This is a genomic window from Prosthecobacter sp., from assembly GCF_029946185.1.
Taxonomy (GTDB): Bacteria; Verrucomicrobiota; Verrucomicrobiia; order Verrucomicrobiales; family Verrucomicrobiaceae; genus Prosthecobacter.
Genome location: NZ_JAQSEA010000262.1, coordinates 1 through 15,298, shown reverse-complemented (window position 1 = coordinate 15,298; position 15,298 = coordinate 1). Strand labels below are relative to the sequence as shown.

Genomic DNA, 15,298 nt, shown 5'->3' with positions numbered 1-15,298 from the left:
TGGGTGGCGACGACGGCGGCGAGTCCCATTTCTACGGAGAGGCGGGGCAGGGAGCCGACGCGGAGATCGCGGAAGGCTTTCCGCCAGTGGCGTACCTGCTCAATGTCGAAGTAGCCGGTGCGGCGCAGGGATTCTTCGCTGAGGAGTTCAGCGACGAATTTGGGTTCGGGGTCGATGTGGAAGCTGTCGAGCGGGGCGCGGAAGATGACTTTTTGCCGGCGGGCGATTTCTTTCGGCAGCCAGCGTTCGGCAACGAGGCGCAGGAGATGTTTGTCGCGGAAGCCGTGGAGTTTCCACTGCGGGGCGAGCTGGGAGGTGAAGTCGAAGACGTCTTCGTCGAGGAAGGGGTAACGAACTTCGACGGAGGAGTGCATGGCGACGCGGTCGCCTTTGGCCTGAAGGAGGTGACCGGCGAGGGTGACCCGTGCGCCGACCCAGAGGCTGCGATTGAGCGGGGCCCAGTGCTTGGCGCGGTCGAGGTTCATGCCCAGGCTTTCCCAGGGGCGTGCGGTGGCAAGGACTTCGCGCATGGGCTCGCCGTAGAAGCGGAGTTTGGAGAGGGCGAGGACGCCGTAGCTGTCGATCCAGGCATTGGGTCCGCCGACGGCGTCTTCCCACATCTTGCGGCTGGTGGCGGGGTAGTGAGGGACTTTGTTGAGGCGGAGAAAGGCGCGGCGTGCCATGTCGCTGAGGCGCAGGCCGGGGATGACATCGAGACCGCCGAAGATCTTGGCGATTTTATACCACGGATAGCCTGCGAGCCATTCGTCCGCGCCTTCGCCGGTGAGGACCACCTTCTGCCCGTTCGTATGCACGCGACGTGCCAGCATAAGCAGGGCGGCGCATGAGGTGTCGATGACGGGTGCTTCTGCGGCATGGATCAACTGGGGATACATTTCCAGCGCGTCGCTGGGGCGAAACTCCTGCACGATGGGGGGCTTGGTGCCGATGTGTTTTGCGGTACGCTGGGCGGCGCTGAGTTCATCGAGCTTCGGATCGTCCACCCGAATGGTGTAGGTGTTGATGGACTCGCCTTTGAGCTTGCATGCCATGGCGACGATCATGCTGGAGTCGAGGCCGCCGGAGAGGTAGGCGCCCACAGGGACATCCGCACGGAGGCGCTTGTCCACGGCCTGAAGGAGGAGACTTTCAAACTCATCGACCAGCTTGGTGGGATCCGTTTCCGGGTTTTCCTGGCCTTGATTGGGGAAATCCATCTCCCAGTAGGTGTGCTCCTTGATGGGCTCTGCCTGACCGGGAGTGATCTGCAAGTAGTGGCCCGCAGGCAGGAGCTGGATGCCGGCGAAACACGTCGTCGGCCCGGGCATGGCGCCGAAGGTGAAGATGTGATCAATGCCGTTGAGGTCTGCCTGTGGGGTGACCATTCCCGAAGCGAGCAGGCCTTTGATTTCGGAGGCAAACAGCAGCCAGTCGCCCTGGCGCGTCCAATACAGTGGCGAGATGCCGAAGCGATCACGACCCAGGGTGAGCTGATGGCGCGGCACATCGAACAAGGCCACGGCAAACTGGCCGCGCATGCGCGCGAACATGCCTTCGTGACTTTCCTCCCACAGATGCGGGATGAGCTCGGTATCACAGTGCGTATGAAGAACATGGCCGCGAGAGACCAGCTCGGCGCGCTTCTCGGGGAAATCGAAGAACTCGCCATTGTAAACGGTGTAGGCGCTCTGGTCTTCATTGCACATGGGCTGCTGACCATCGGCGAGGCCGACAACGCTGAGACGCCGTGAGGCCAGTGAGACGCCGGGGCGTTTGAAAAAGCCCTCTTCATCCGGTCCCCGGTGAGTCAAGGCGCGAGCCATGCGTTCGACCACACCTTCAGACACCGTTCGCCTTCCGGCCAGATCCATGATACCAGCAATGCCACACATATGTCAGCAGTTATCGCTGCGGTTGGGGGGCGGAATCAATCGTAAACTGGTCAGGTAGGGTTAGACCCCATGCGCCTGCTTGGGACCTGCGTAAAGCTCCTCCAAGGCCGGAGCCGATGGGCGTCACCGTTTCCGCAGGCGGAGAGCGCAGGTGGTAGGGTTTTACCCCATCGATAACATCAGGTCGTGGGGTTATAGGGAAATGCCGCCGCTGTAGATCAGAGGTGAAGACGGACTCATGCAGTGGGCCGTGAACTCTTTTCCATATCAAACATGCCCTCAACTAAACACTCCACTTCGTTTCAGCCGCCAGCACAGCCAATTTTAAACAAGGAGAGTATTGCCATCATCGGGATCGGCTGTCGTTTCCCTGGTGGGGTGACTGACGCGGAGTCGTTCTGGAAGCTGCTGGAAGAAGGACGTGATGCGGTGGGTGAGGTTCCGGCTGACCGCTGGAATGTGGAGCGTTTCTATGATGCGGAGCCTGGGATTGTGGGCAAGACCGTGGCGAAGCGCGGGGGCTTCATCGATGGCATCGACCAATTTGACCCGCAGTTCTTCGGCATCTCGCCGCGTGAGGCGCCGTACATTGATCCGCAGCAGCGTCTGCTGCTGGAAACCGCGTATGAGGCCATTGAAGATGCGGGGCTGGTGCTGGATCTCGACAAGGGGACGGACATCGGCGTGTTCGTGGGTATTTCGCACAATGATTACCAAGGCTTGCAGCATACGGCGACGGATCGTGCGGGCATCAGCGCGCATACGCCCACGGGCAGCGCGCACAGCATTGCGGCGAACCGCATTTCGTATTGCTTGAATCTGACGGGGCCGAGCATTGCGATGGACACGGCCTGCTCGTCCGCGCTGACGGCGGTGCATGTGGCATGTGAGCACATCATGGATGGTCGCTGCAAAACGGCGATGGCAGGTGGTGTGACGGTGATGATCACCCCGGATGGATTCATCGGCTTTTCACAGGCGGGGATGCTTTCCCCTGAAGGCAAGTGCAAGGCCTTCGATGCTTCGGCGAATGGATTCGTCCGTGGCGAAGGCGCAGGCATGGTGCTGCTGAAAAAGCTTTCTGACGCCATCGCGGATGGTGATCCGATCCATGCGGTGATCGTGGGCTCAGCGGTGAATTCGGATGGTCATACCAATGGGATTTCACTGCCGAGTCCCGATGCGCAGGCGCGTCTGGTGCGTAATGCGTGTGTGGTGGCCGGGGTCTCTCCAACGCAGATCGGCTACGTCGAAGCGCATGGCACCGGCACGGCGGTGGGTGACCCCATTGAAGCGCATGCACTGGCGGAGGCCTTGTGTGCCGAGCGTGCGGCTGACGCGCCGCTGGTCATTGGATCGGTGAAGACGAATCTGGGACACTTGGAAACCGCGTCGGGTGTGGCAGGGCTGGTCAAAGCCGTGCTGGTGCTCAAGCACGGGCGTATTCCGGCGAGCTTGCATTTTGACTCACCGAGTCCGCACATTGATTTTAGCGCGCTGAAACTGCGCGTGCCGGTGGCGAGCGAAGTGTTTCCTGACAACGGAGCGGTGCGTCTTGCCGGGGTGAACTCCTTCGGCTTTGGCGGCTCCAATGCTCATGTGATCCTGGCTGAGGCACCGAAGCAGGCCCCGCGTGCCCATGTGACGCCATGCAGCAACCGCGCCTGGCCGATGACGCTTTCCGCACGCTCTGAGAAGGCTCTGCAGTCCGCCGCGTGGCAACTGAGTGTGTGGCTGGACGAGCATTCCAAACTGAATGGAAGTTCGCCGCTGCTGCCGGACATCACTTACATGCTTGGCGCGAGGCGCAATCATCACTCCTACCGTCTGGCGCTCACAGCGCGCACCTTGGGCGAGATGGTGCAGGAGCTCAACGCCTTTGCCACCGGGCAGGCTGGACCGCGGATGCGCAGTTCCTTCACCCCCCGCCGTGAGCAAGCGGCACGAGTTGTTTTCGTGATGAGCGGTCAGGGCCCGCAGTGGCAGGGCATGGGCTGTGAGCTGATGAAGCATGAGCCGGTGTTTAAGAGCATGATCGAGGCCTGTGACAAGGCGATGAAGCCCTATGCGAAGTTTTCGCTGATCGATGAACTCAATCGTCCTGAAGCGGAATCGAAGATGCAGCTCACATCGATTTCACAGCCCGCCATTTTTGCCATGCAGATGGCACTGGCCGCGCTGTGGCAGTCATGGGGCATCCAGCCTGCGGCGGTCGTTGGCCACAGTGTCGGCGAAGTCGCGGCGGCCTGCATCGCAGGCATCCTCACGCTGGATCAGGCGGCGAAGGTGATCGTTCTGCGCGGAAAATTCATGGATGAATGCGAGGCAGCAGGCGGTGGCATGCTGGCCGTGGGCATGAGCCCGGATGAAGCGAAAGCGGTGATCGCCAAGCATGACCGTACGGTGAGCATTGCTGCCTTCAACGGGCCGCGTTCGCTGACGTTGTCCGGCTTGAAGAGTTCGCTGGAGGGCATCGCGGCTGAACTGGAATTGAAGGGTGTCTTTGCGCGCTTCCTGAAGGTGAGCCATCCGTTCCATCATGCGATGATGCAACCTGCTGCGGATGCTTTGAACGCAGAGCTTAAGGGTTTGAAACCGAATGCTGCAACACTGCCGTTTTTCAGCACCGTGACCGGAGAGCGCCTCGCGGGTCCGACTTGTACTGCGAGCCACTGGTCACGCGGTGTGCGTCAGGCCGTGGAGTTTGCGCCGGCGATTGCTGCGGTGGCGGAGTTTGGTGTGGATGTGTGGCTGGAGATTGGTGCGCACCCCGCACTGGTGCGCTCCATTCAGGAATGTCTGGGTGAAGATGCCAGCAAAGCGGTTGTGCTGGCCTCAGCACGCCGCGAACGCGAGCATGAATCCTTGCTGGAGACGGCGCTGGATCTGCACCTGGCAGGAGTGGTGCTCGACTTCAAAGCGATCACCCCTTCGCGGCGTCATCTGACGCTGCCAGCCTATGCCTGGGACAAGAGCCGCTGGTGGAATGAATCTGCCGAGATGCGCGAAGGCCGGCTGGCCCCTGGCGGGCGTGGACTGCTCGACATCCGCCTCCCTCGCGCCGTCCCCACGTGGATCACGCGGCTGGACAACCGGCACATGGCCTTCTTGAAGGATCATCGCGTCGAGAACCTCATCATCTTTCCTGCGGCGGGTTTCGTCGAAATGGCGCTTGAAGCCGGGGTGCAGTTGTTTGAGGGCAAAGCCTTCGTCATTGAGGACTTCGAAATCCGCAAGCCGCTCATCCTGCCAGATCCGCCCTCCGGGCTGCTGCTGGAACTGACGTATGATCCGACGGAGCGCACGTTCTCCATTCAGAGCCGGTTTGAAAGCGGGGCCTCGTGGTCCACGCACGTCGTGGGTGCCATGCGCGGTGAACGCACGGAGTCCTCCTTTGCATCATCGACTTGGGAGGCGTCCAAGCTGCCTGCCGTGGGACTGGACACCTTCTATGATCACATGAGTGACATGGGGCTGCGCTACGGTGAGGAGTTTCGCCCGATTCGTGAACTCTCTGCCAGTGACGGCAAGTCGGCAGGACGTGTGTCTTTGGGTGCTGCGATCGCGCCGCGTGCCGCTGAGTATCCGCTGCATCCGGTGCTGTTTGATGGTGCGCTGCAGATCTTCTCTGCGGGTGCGGCGACGGTGGAAGGCCGCACGGCCGGACTGCGGCTGCCGGTGCGCTTTGCGCGCATTCTGTTTCTACGTACGCCCGGAGCCTCCAGCAGGGTGCGTGCCGGGGTGAAGGATGCGAATGACGAATTCGTGGAAGGCGGGATCGAACTGTATGACGAAGGTGGCAGGCCGTGTGTCCGCATTGATGGCTTCCGCGCGATCAGCGTGGAAGGATCACGCCGCACAGGCAAAAATGGCAAGGGCCGGGACGTGACCTACCACATCGGCTGGGAGGAGCGCACGCTGGGAACCAAGGCCGCTGCGGCCGCCCCGGTGGCGCTGAGCCGCCTGCATGAAGTGGCGCAGCACGCGCTGGATGAAGTGCTGGACATGCGGGGCCGCGACAACCTCGATGCTGCCAGTGCTGCGGGTGATGAACTGACCGCCGCACAGGTTGCGAGCGGTCTGCGCGCCATGGGCGCTGAGGGAGAATTCACGGCGAAAACCCTCCGAGTGGGCGACTCCATGCAGCGCTCGTTTGTGCAGTTGATGAACAACTTGGTGAAGCAAAAGCTGCTGATCGTCAAAGGAGCGGGGTATCAGACGACACCGGTCTTCACGAAAGCGGCAGATTCCGCAGCGAGCCTGCTGGGTTCATGCATTGCCCTGTATCCCGGTCACTTGCCAGAGGCGCTGCTGTGCGGAGCCACCTGTGCGGAACTCGGGCCCATCATGCGCGGTGAAAAGGAGGCGGTGCAGGTGTTGTTTGCCAGCGGTGGCGCGGATTTGCTGGATCAGTTTTATGGCGACGGTCTCGTGACGAGTCCGTGGCTCGCAGCCATCGCCAGCGCGGTCAGTGAAGCGGCGCTCCATCTCCCGGAAGGGCGTGGGCTGCGCATTTTGGAGATCGGCGCAGGCACGGGCGGTCTCGCCTCTCAGGTGCTTCCTGGCCTTGAGCGCGGGGTGCATACCTATGTCTTCAGCGATGTGTCTCCCGCCTTTTTCCCAGCGGCGAAACAGAAGCTGAATTCTTTTGCCGAAGTCGAGTATCAGATCTTCGATCTGGAGAAGGCTGGCACTGAGCAGGAATTCAAGGCTGGCTCATTCGACATCATCCTCGGCACGAATGTGATTCATGCGGTGAGCGATGTGCGAAACGCCCTGCGTAATCTGAATGACCTGCTCGTTCCCGGTGGCAGTCTGTTGTTTGTCGATGTCGCGACACCGCATTTGTGGCTGAACGCGGTCTTCGGACTGACGAGCGGCTGGTGGCGGTTTACGGATCGCGATCTGCGGCCGAATCACCCGCTGCTGGAGCGTGAGCAATGGCAGAAAATTTTGGGTGAAACGGGCTTCAGCGAAAGCGTTTCGCTCTCTGGATTGATCCGCTCCCAAGGCGGCGAAAGTTTGATCGGTCTCATGGCGCGCAAGCCATGGAGTGAAGCGGTGCTCAGTGCGCCGACATTGCTCGAAGCGCCGGTGGAAAAATCCTGGCTGGTGATGGCGGACGCGGGTGGTCTTGGTGATGAACTCGCGGTGCAACTGCGTGCAAGCGGCGTGCGCTGCCGGGTGGCGCACCGTGGCAATCCCTTTGAGCCGGAAGGCACGGATGTCTTTGCGCTGCGTGCTGAGTCGCTGGAAGACTGGCAGCAACTGCTGCAATCATGCTCGGACGAAACGCCGGAACGTTTTGTCTTCCTGTGGAGTCTGGACGAGACCGAACCGGGTGCAGGCAAAGAGGCTGCGATGCTGGGCACGGATGGTTTGTTCCATCTGACGCAGGCGCTCGAACTTCTCAATCCGGCGGCGAAGCTGCGCATCGATGTGGTGACGCGCGGTGCCCAGCCGGTGGGTCGGAACAAGCAGGTGGCGCTGGCCCAGGGGCCCGCCCTCGGCCTGATGCGCGTGATTGCCAATGAGCATAACAACTACACCTGCCGTGGCATTGATCTGCCGCCGGTGGCATCTGCCGCAGACCGTGGGATGCTTTGGAATGAGCTTAAGCAGGATGATGCGGAACGTGAGATCGCCTTCCGCGGAGAAGCGCGCTATGTGCGGCGTGTGACTCGTGGCCTGCAGTCGCGTGAGCAGGTGCTGGATGCCAGCGTGCCGCTGCGGCTGGAGTCGCGTGAGCGTGGACTGCTGGATGCGCTGCGACTGGTGCCCTTTGTCCTGCCGCCATGTGGTGCGGGTGAGGTGGTCATCGAGGTGAAGGCTGCGGGGATGAATTTCCGCGATGTACTTAAAGCGCTGGCGCTGTATCCTGCTGAGACGGCGGATGCGCGTGTCTTTGGTGATGAAGTCGCCGGGATCGTGCGGGCCGTGGGCAGTGGTGTGACGCATGTGAAGACGGGTGACCGCGTATTTGGCCTCGCGGTGTTCGGACTCGCGACGTACTCGATGGCGCGTGCTGGCGATGTGCGGGTCATTCCTACGGGGCTGACGTTTGAAGAAGCGGCGACGCTGCCGGTGGTCTTCATGACGTCATGGCATGCGCTGAAGACGGTGGCGAATCTGAGAAAGGGTGAGCGCATTTTGATCCATGCGGGCGCGGGTGGCGTGGGCATGGCGGCGGTGCAGATCGCCCATCATCTGGGGGCGGAAGTCATCGCCAGTGCCGGGAGTCCGGCGAAGCGTGCGCTGCTGACGACTCTGGGTGTGAAGCATGTCATCGACTCACGTCGTGCCGACTTTGCCGAGGCGGTGATGGAACTGACGAATGGCAAGGGCGTGGGCGTGGTGCTGAATGCACTCGCTGCCGAAGCCATCCCGATGGGGCTCTCCTGTCTGGCGCAGTCCGGCCGCTTCCTTGAAATTGGCAAACGGGACATTTATCAAAACAGCCGCATCCCGCTGTGGCACCTGCGCAAGAACGCATCGTTCCACGTGGTGGCGATGGATGCGATCTTCAGCGATGATGAAGAGCAAACGCGTGAGCTGCTGGGAACGATTGCTGATCTGGTCGAGCAGAAGGCGCTGCATGCGCTGCCATTCCGCGCCTTCCCGGCCTGCCGCATTGATGTGGCGTTCCGGCTGATGGCGCAGGGCAGACACACCGGCAAGGTGATCGTGTCATTCCCTGAGCCGTTTGTCGTAAGACGCGGCGAACCTGTGGCTCCGCCCTTTACGGTGAAGCCGGAAGGTTGCTACCTGATCACCGGGGGCTTTGGTGGCTTCGGCAAAGTGGTGGCCGAGTGGCTGGCTGATTGCGGCGCGAAGCATCTGGTGCTGAGCAGCCGCAGCGGACCGACAACCCCTGAAGCGAATGCTTTCCTGGCGAAACTGAACGCCCGTGGTGTGGAGGTAAAAGTGATGCTGGCAGATGCTGGCGCACCGGAAGACATCCAGCGACTGCTGACGGAAATTTCCTCGGCTGAGATTCCGCTGAAAGGCGTGTTTCATCTGGCCATGGTGATTGATGACGCACCGATGGCGGCGCTGACAAGTGAGCGCATGCGCACGGTGCTGGCACCGAAAGCGCATGGCGCGTGGCTGCTGCATGAAGGCACGCTTGGCATGAACCTGGACTGCTTTGTGATGTTCTCGTCCATCTCGAGCATCTTCGGCAACGCCGGACAGGCCAACTACGCTGCGGCGAATGCCTTCCTGGATTCACTCGCCTATCATCGCACAGCCCTGGGGCTGCCTGCGCTGGTGATCAACTGGGGTGCACTCGGCGGGGAAGGGTATGTGGCGCGCAATGAACGTGTGGCTGAATATCTCGCCCGTCAGGGCACGACGCCGCTGTCTCCAAAAGAGGTGGTGATGCTGATGGAGTCCTTTCTCAATGCCGGAACAACACAGGCCATCGCAATGCGGGTGGACTGGTCGAAATGGCGGCAGTCATCCCGTGGTGGGCAGGAGAGCCCGCTGCTGGAGCGCATCTACGCGGCAGGTGTGGACGCCCCGGAAGCGAGTGGTGCGAAGAGTGACTGGCGGCGGAAGATTGAATCCGCTGCGCCTGCGGACCGTGGTGAGGTGATTGGCCAGGCGGTGCGTGATGTCGTGGGCTCTGTGCTGCGCGTGAAACCTGAGGGGCTGCGATTTGACCAGCCGCTGACGGATTTGGGACTTGATTCATTGATGGCGGTGGAGATCGAAAACTCGATCGAAAGCTCCATCGGTGTGGCCTTGCCTCCAGCGAGCCTGATGCGTGCGCGCACCATTGGCCAGATTGCGACATTGATCGCTGAACACATGGGAGAGACAGCTGCTCCTAAAGCGCCTGAACTGCCTGCTGAGCCGGTGGCAACCGATGAAGTGGATATTGGGGCGCTGAGTGATGATGAAATTGACCGGTTGCTCGATGGTGCCGATGTTTCGGATGAGAAACCACGGGGGCTGAAGACTCAAGCCTGATGCCTGAAGACAACCGAGCACGCCTGAAACAATGGCTGGCGAGCGGCGAGATACGCCTGCAGCCGCTGAGCTTTCCGCAGCGCGAGCTGTGGGAGGCGGCGCCTGTGCCTGCCGCTGATGTTTCGAACAACATCTGCGCACTGATTCAGGTGCGCGGCATGCTGACGCCGCAGGGCAGCGAGGCAGCGCTGCAAAAAGTCGTGGACCGGCAGGAGGTGCTGCGGCTTTCGATTTTGCCTGGCAAGGAGCAGGCGATGCAGATGATTCGCAAGAGCGCTGTGCCTGCACTGCGGTTTCATGAGCTTTCAGCCGCACAGCAAGAGCCGGAGGCGATTGAAGAGCTCACGCGAGAGATTGCCAGCCGGCCGTTTGATCTGGTGCAGGGACCGCTGTACCGCGCGGAGGTGTTTCGACGCTCTGCGGATGATCATGTGCTGGTGCTGGTGATTCACCATGCCATTGCCGATGGCTGGACGCTGGGCGTGTTTGTGCAGGATTTGTTTGCCTCGTACATGCAGGGTGTCCGGGGAAATCAGGCGGCGCTGCCACCGGTGCCGCTGAGCTATTCGCAGTGGGGTGCTGCCGAGCGTGCTTTCTGGCAGCCTGCGGTGCTGGCACCCCGGCTTGAGTTTTGGCGGGCGCACCTTGCTGGAACTCCACGCATCTGGAATATCGCTGTGAGTGGTGTGCTGCAACGCTGCGTGACCCAGGTCTCTGCGGAGCTGGGCCGCTCTGTGCGTGAGCTGGCGCGCCGCCATGGGGCGACGCTTTTCAGCACGCTGCTGACGGCGTTTCAAATCGCGCTGTCAAAGTGGACGGGGGCGGATGACATCGTGGTCGGCACGCCGGTGGCGAATCGCAGCACGCAGGCCGCGCGCGAGACGATGGGCTACTGCTCAGGCATTGTGCCATTGCGGGGTCAGATTGACCGCACGCGCTCCTTTGCCGAAAGCCTGCGCAGTGTGCATGAGACCACGGTGGAGTCGTTCGCCAATGCCATTCCGTTTGCTGAACTGGTGCGTGCCCTGGGTGTGGAGACTGCCCCTGGACACAATCCGCTGTTTGAAGTGCGGTTTGCGCTGCAAAATCATCCGATTCCTGATGTCGCCGTGCCGGGGCTTTCGCTCCAGTTGCGGATGCGCAGCACGGGAACGGCCCGGTTCAACCTTGCCTGTGAGATCAACGAGGAAGGGGATGCCATGGAAGTGGCCTGGTTGTTCCAGCCGGATCAATTTTCACACACCGAGATTCAGCATGTGGGCCGTATGTACCTAGACGTCCTCGCTGGCGTCTGCCACTCCCCCGAAATATTGACTGCCGCCCTCATGACCACGCTGCGATGAATCCTGAACCTGCCATTACACCGCATTGGGTGAGTCGTTCGGCTTTTCAGATCGTGGTCTTCCTTTTTCTGTTCAGCGAAATCGCGCTCGGCGCGGTGCTGTACAGCGGGGCCTCGCTTTGGTGGGCGGTCCCGCTGGTGCTGCTGGTCGCGCATCTGATGCATGGGGCGGCGGTGGGCTTTCATGAGGCGACGCATGGCCTGCTCAGGAAAAACCGGCGCTTCAATGAATTTGATGGCGTGCTGCTGGGTGTCTTCAGCTTCATGAGCTTCAGCTTGTACCGTGCGGCACATCAAACGCACCATGCGTACTTCGCCACAGAGCGTGATGAAGAGCTGTGGCCGTTCGTTTTCACGACGGCACCGCGCTGGAAGAGAGTTCTGGTGGCGTTCCTCGAACTGACTTGCGGAATAGTGTACACGCCGCTCCTCTTTCTCCGCTCGTTCCTGCGGACGGGTTCGCCGATCCGCAGTCCGAAGGTGCGCCGCCGCATCTGGGCTGAGCTGGGGCTGATGGTGGTGGTGTGGATCGGGTTCATCGCCGCGATTTCGTACTGGCAGGTGTGGAACTACTTTTTGTGGATGTATTTCGCACCGGCATTCATCGCGGGGAACCTGCAAAGCTGGCGCAAGTATGTGGAGCATGTGGGGCTGACCGGCAGCACGGTGAACAGCGCGACGCGGCATATTGTGGCCGAGGGCTGGTCTGGCCGGCTGATGGCCTTCACGCTGCTGCATGAGCCTTACCATGGCGTGCATCATCTGCATGTGGGTGTGCCGCACGCAGAGCTGCCGCACCGTGTGGCTGACATCATGCCGAAGACACCCGATGAGCGGCCGCCTTTCCCGAGCTATCGACATGCGATGCTGGACGTGTTCCGCAGTCTGAGTGATCCACGCGTGGGAGCGCAATGGCACAAACCCGCAAACCATTCATGAAATTAGAGACAACCCATGCCAGTGCTGATGTCGCAAGCGAAGTGGTCTTCGAGGCGAAGGGATTGAAAAAAGAATACGATGATGGCCGCGTGCATGCACTGCGTGGCGTGAACTTTCGCATCACACAGGGTGAGTTTGTGGTGATCCTCGGCCCGAGCGGCTGTGGCAAGACGACGCTGCTGCAGATGCTGGGCGCGCTGGCCGAGCCCAGTGCGGGCATCCTGCACTATCGCGGCAAATCGCTTGCCGACCTGGCTGATCCTGCGAGCTATCGCGCCCGCGAGATTGGCATTATTTTTCAGGCCTTCCATCTGCTGCCAACCTTCACGGCGGTGGAAAATGTGCAGATGCCCATGTTTGAAACGGACCGACCTGCGGCAGAGCGAACTGAGCGGGCCGTGGAGTTGCTGAAGCTGGTGGCACTGGGGCATCGCCTGGATCATTTCCCTTCGAAGCTTTCCGGTGGTGAAAAGCAGCGCGTCGCCATCGCCCGCAGTCTGGCCAATGGGCCTACAGTGCTGCTGGCGGATGAACCGACGGGGAATCTCGACAGTGAAAATTCGAAAAAAATTCTGGAGCTGATCATCAGGCTCCGCCGTGAGCAGAACATGACGCTGGTGCTGGTGACGCACGATCTGAACATTGCGCGCATGGCGACACGAACGATTGAGATGAAGGACGGCCTGATCGTGGCCGATCAACAAGTACCCCAAACCGCAGCCTGATATGAACTTTTTAACCATCGTTGTGCGCGGCCTGCTGCGCCGCCCTGTGCGCACCGGGCTTACCCTTGTGGGCATCTCCATTGGCATCGCCGCTGTCGTGGCCTTGGTCGGGATTTCGCACGGTTTTGAGGCGAGCTGGGCAACGGGGATGAAGGTGCGCGGCACCGACATTGTGGTGAGCAACATGGGCAACGCGCTCGCGCCGAAACCGTTCAGCGCCGAGGTGCGTGACCGCATCGGGAAACTGCCGGAAGTAGCGGCTGCATGCTCGATCTATGCCGATCTAACCAGCGTGGAGGATGCCTCGATGATGGTGGTGTCTGCCCGCGAATGGGGCGGCTTTTCATGGCAGAATCTGAAGCTGATCTCCGGGCGCATGCCGAATGATGGGATGGAGGATGCGGTGGTGCTGGGCCAGACCGCCGCCGAGATGCTCAAGAAGAAAATCGGTGACCCGCTGCAGCTTGAAACCAAGGAGCTTAAGGTCGTCGGCATCGTGGATGGGGGCGCGATGGTGGAGAACGGCTCGGTGATTCTGTCGCTGGAGTTGTTTCAAAAAATCACGGGCAACGAAGACCGGATCAATGTCATCGACATCCGTGCCGCCCCTGGCATGAGCGAGGAGGCTGTGAAGCAGCTCTGTGATAAAATCAATGCCATCGCGCCGGAAGCGAAGGCCATGGTGGCGGGAGAGCATCTGGGCAACAGCCAGGCGTTTCGTTTCATCAGCGCGATGAGCTGGGGGACCTCGCTGCTGGCGGTGATCGTCGGTGTGCTGGGGGTGATGAACACGATGCTGATGACGGTGTTTGAGCGGAAGCAGGAAATGTGCATTCTGCTGGCCATTGGCTGGAAGCCCTCGCGCATCATTCGCATGATCTTGTGGGAGTCGGCGCTGCTCGGCTTTCTTGGTGGCATCGTCGGTGTGATCATCGGCACCATCAGCGTGAAAGTGCTGGAGCAGCTGCCCGCCATTCACGGCATGCTGGAGCCGGATTTCAACGGCGGGCTGATGGCTGTGGCGGTGGTGCTTGCCGTGGTCGTGGGCGTCATCAGCGGGCTGTATCCGGCGTGGCGCAGTTCACGTCTGACACCAAGTCTTGCCATGCAGGGCTGATTTTGTTTACCCAACACACCTCTTATGAAAACACTTCTCCGACTGATCTTTCCGGCGCTTTTGGCGGTGTCCGCCCATGCGGATTCCGCGTCTGACCTCGCTGCCAAACTGGGTGCCATCCAGCAAAACGGTGCATCCGTGGTGCGGCTGAAAATGGAGGTGCAGGGGGCAGGCAAGTCCACGCTGCAACTGCAGATCAAGCAGCGCCGCAGCAGTTCGAGCACGGAAGTGGTGTATCAGGTGCTCTGGCCCAAAGACCGGGCTGGAGAATCCGTGCTGCTGCGGAAAACGGGTGATCAATCAGCGACGGGTGCGATCTTCATTCCGCCGAACACCGTGCGTACGCTCGACAGCTCCCAGATGAAGGACTCGCTGCTCGGCAGCGACCTGACCTATGACGATGTGGTCGAAAATTTCTTCCTTTGGAAAGAGCAGGCGGTTGTGGGTACGGAAGTGGTGAACCGAGTGAGCTGTGACATCCTTGAATCCAAACCTGGCAGAGGCCAGCGTAGCAACTATGGCAGCGTCCGCACGTGGGTGGACCGTCGCCGGGATGTGCCGCTGCGCGTGGAAAAATACAGTTCCTCAGGGAAGCTGGTGCGGCGCATTGAGACGACGCGCGTCGTGACCAATGATAACAAACAGGCCGTGCCAGCGAACCTCACGGTGACCGGACCCCGGCAGGGATCAGTGACTGAACTGAACGGCTCCAGCATCAAGCATGACGTGAGTTTCAGCGACCGTGAGTTTGCTCCCACAGGGTTTATGGAAGTGAGTGCGGGACGTTCTGCTGGGAACTGAAGCATTGAATGCGAGAAGGGGCAGGTTGTTTAGATCTGCCCCACCGGAGTCGTTTTGAGGCGCAGGAGGACATGCCGGGGCTGAGTGCCGAGGGAAGAAGGATGAGTAAAGTGGCTAGATCCCTCCGGTGTAAAGCAGGGTGAGGAGAATGATGACGATGAGACTGGCACCACCGCCTACAAAGTGCCTGCCGGAGCCGAAACTGTAACCGCCTGCCGCGAGAACTAGAAGGATGAGGAGGACGATGATGATGTTCATGGTGGCGAGGGGGGGGTGGTTTGTGGTGCAATGTTGGGATAGCGGCTGACGCGATACCATGGGGTGTTCACCCCTTTTATTTCGCAGCGGCGGGTATGGGTGAAGGCTCCAAATGCCTAGCATGAATGGCATTTGATTAAGGCTGGGCGTCGAGGAAATCATCCATTCACTGACTAGCCGAAAAGTGTCACGGAGCGCGGACTTGAGTCCGCTGCAGGTCGTCCGCGTGGGACGTGTGATGGCTCGCACT

At 60.7% G+C, this 15,298-nt stretch carries 8 protein-coding genes; 6 read left to right on the top strand and 2 right to left on the bottom strand.

What is annotated here, in order from left to right:
• The coding region (asnB, locus tag PSV43_RS21635; RefSeq protein WP_300202604.1) for an asparagine synthase (glutamine-hydrolyzing) at nucleotides 1-1,871 on the bottom strand (1,871 nt) is incomplete at its 3' end.
• 294 nt (nucleotides 1,872-2,165) lie between these two features.
• Here asnB and PSV43_RS21630 point away from each other — a divergent pair.
• The 6 genes from PSV43_RS21630 to PSV43_RS21605 are packed head-to-tail and all read left to right on the top strand — an operon-like array spanning nucleotide 2,166 to nucleotide 14,790.
• Nucleotides 2,166-9,866 carry a type I polyketide synthase gene (locus PSV43_RS21630; protein WP_300202600.1) on the top strand — a complete coding sequence of 2,567 codons (7,701 nt, stop codon included), beginning with the start codon at nucleotides 2,166-2,168 and terminating at the stop codon, nucleotides 9,864-9,866.
• Complete coding sequence (locus PSV43_RS21625) at nucleotides 9,866-11,209, top strand: condensation domain-containing protein (protein ID WP_300202597.1); 1,344 nt, start codon at nucleotides 9,866-9,868, stop codon at nucleotides 11,207-11,209. Before PSV43_RS21630 ends, PSV43_RS21625 begins: the two co-directional genes overlap by 1 nt.
• A complete protein-coding gene (locus PSV43_RS21620) occupies nucleotides 11,206-12,147 on the top strand; it encodes a fatty acid desaturase (protein WP_300202595.1) in 942 nt (313 codons plus the stop codon). The genes PSV43_RS21625 and PSV43_RS21620 overlap by 4 nt, the downstream gene beginning before the upstream one ends.
• A complete protein-coding gene (locus PSV43_RS21615; protein WP_300202593.1) occupies nucleotides 12,144-12,872 on the top strand; it encodes an ABC transporter ATP-binding protein in 729 nt (242 codons plus the stop codon). The genes PSV43_RS21620 and PSV43_RS21615 overlap by 4 nt, the downstream gene beginning before the upstream one ends.
• Nucleotide 12,873: 1 nt before the next feature.
• Nucleotides 12,874-13,989, top strand: coding sequence for an ABC transporter permease (locus tag PSV43_RS21610; protein ID WP_300202590.1), 1,116 nt, complete (start codon nucleotides 12,874-12,876; stop codon nucleotides 13,987-13,989).
• Between the two features lie 24 nt (nucleotides 13,990-14,013).
• The gene (locus tag PSV43_RS21605; protein ID WP_300202587.1) at nucleotides 14,014-14,790 is read left to right on the top strand and encodes an outer membrane lipoprotein-sorting protein; all 777 of its coding nucleotides are present in this window, start codon (nucleotides 14,014-14,016) and stop codon (nucleotides 14,788-14,790) included.
• Nucleotides 14,791-14,904: 114 nt separating this feature from the next.
• Here PSV43_RS21605 and PSV43_RS21600 read toward each other — a convergent pair whose 3' ends face one another.
• The gene (locus tag PSV43_RS21600; protein WP_300202585.1) at nucleotides 14,905-15,048 is read right to left on the bottom strand and encodes a hypothetical protein; all 144 of its coding nucleotides are present in this window, start codon (nucleotides 15,046-15,048) and stop codon (nucleotides 14,905-14,907) included.
• Between the last annotated feature and the right edge of the window lie 250 nt (nucleotides 15,049-15,298).

What these genes read in the sequence shown, in the direction of transcription:
- PSV43_RS21600 (WP_300202585.1), bottom strand. Translation starts at nt 15,048, where the DNA reads ATGAACATCATCATCGTCCTCCTCATCCTTCTAGTTCTCGCGGCAGGC.
- PSV43_RS21605 (WP_300202587.1), top strand. Translation starts at nt 14,014, where the DNA reads ATGAAAACACTTCTCCGACTGATCTTTCCGGCGCTTTTGGCGGTGTCC.
- PSV43_RS21630 (WP_300202600.1), top strand. Translation starts at nt 2,166, where the DNA reads ATGCCCTCAACTAAACACTCCACTTCGTTTCAGCCGCCAGCACAGCCA.
- PSV43_RS21620 (WP_300202595.1), top strand. Translation starts at nt 11,206, where the DNA reads ATGAATCCTGAACCTGCCATTACACCGCATTGGGTGAGTCGTTCGGCT.
- PSV43_RS21610 (WP_300202590.1), top strand. Translation starts at nt 12,874, where the DNA reads ATGAACTTTTTAACCATCGTTGTGCGCGGCCTGCTGCGCCGCCCTGTG.
- PSV43_RS21615 (WP_300202593.1), top strand. Translation starts at nt 12,144, where the DNA reads ATGAAATTAGAGACAACCCATGCCAGTGCTGATGTCGCAAGCGAAGTG.
- PSV43_RS21625 (WP_300202597.1), top strand. Translation starts at nt 9,866, where the DNA reads ATGCCTGAAGACAACCGAGCACGCCTGAAACAATGGCTGGCGAGCGGC.